Below are 1,182 nucleotides of genomic sequence, written 5' to 3' on the forward strand. Positions count from 1 at the left end.
TGCGAGCCCGATGCGGTCTCCGCCGCGGACCGGACGGCCCGCGAGCTCGCCGCACACCGCGTCTCCATGGCCGCGGCGCTGTCGGGCCTCGACGGCGTCGGCGTGTCGGCGGGGCCCGCCCCGTACCTGCTGCTGCACCTGCCCGACGGCACCGGCGAGGCGGTGCGGCGCATGCTGCGCGAGGCCGGGATCGCGGTGCGCCGCGGCGACACCTTCCCCGGTCTCGGGCCCGACCACCTGCGCGTCGCGGTCCGCCCGCCGGAGACGGTCCGCCGCCTCGTCGAGTCCCTCGACGCCGCACTGCGCCGGCTGGCGGTGTCGGCGTGAGCACGGTGCGCGACGTCGTCGCCGCCCTCGACGCCGCCTACCCGCCCCGGCTGGCCATGGACTGGGACGCGGTCGGCCTGGTCTGCGGCGACCCCGACGACACCGTCTCCCGGGTGCTGTTCGCCGTCGACCCCACCCCGGAGACCGTCGACGAGGCGATCTCCTCCGGCGCCCAGCTGCTGGTCACCCACCACCCACTGCTGCTCCGCGGGGTGCACGGCGTCGGCGCCGACACCCCCAAGGGCGCCCTGCTGCACCGGCTGATCCGGGCCGGGGTCGCGCTGTTCACCGCGCACACCAACGCCGACGTCGCCGACCCGGGCGTCTCCGACGCGCTCGCCGCCGCCCTCGGGCTGACCGTGTCCGGCCCGCTGGAACCGGAGCCCGGCCCGGCCCTGGACAAGATCGTCACGTTCGTGCCGGTCGGCCCGTCGATCGCCGCCGTGCACACCGCCCTGTCCGACGCCGGTGCCGGCGCGATCGGCAACTACTCGCACTGCTCGTTCGCCACCGCCGGGACCGGCCAGTTCCTTCCCCTCGACGGCGCCGCCCCGGTCATCGGGTCGGTCGGCCGCCTGGAGCGCGTCGCGGAGACCCGGCTGGAGATGGTGCTGCCCCGGTCGCGGCGCCGCGACGTCGTCGCCGCGCTGCGGGCCGCGCACCCCTACGAGGAACCGGCCTTCGACCTGCTGGAGATGGCGCCGCTGCCGTCGTCGCTGGGGCTGGGCCGGGTCGGCGAGCTCACCGCCGCCGAGCCGTTCGCGGCATTCACCCGCCGGGTCGCCGCGGCGCTGCCCGCCACCGCATGGGGGGTGCGCGGTGCCGGGGACCCGGAGCGCCCGATCCGCCGGGTCG

Annotated in this window: 2 protein-coding genes; both read left to right on the forward strand. The window is 77.7% G+C overall.

Features of this window, described 5'->3' with window-relative positions; all coding sequences use genetic code 11:
• A partial coding sequence (locus GTW08_RS18630) for an aminotransferase class I/II-fold pyridoxal phosphate-dependent enzyme (RefSeq protein ID WP_161152290.1) occupies positions 1 to 327 on the forward strand: 327 nt, incomplete at its 5' end.
• The coding region (locus GTW08_RS18635) for a Nif3-like dinuclear metal center hexameric protein (protein ID WP_161152291.1) at positions 324 to 1,182 on the forward strand (859 nt) is incomplete at its 3' end. The genes GTW08_RS18630 and GTW08_RS18635, both read left to right, overlap by 4 nt.

Source organism: Pseudonocardia sp. SID8383 (genome assembly GCF_009864975.1).
Lineage (GTDB): Bacteria > Actinomycetota > Actinomycetes > Mycobacteriales > Pseudonocardiaceae > Pseudonocardia > Pseudonocardia alni.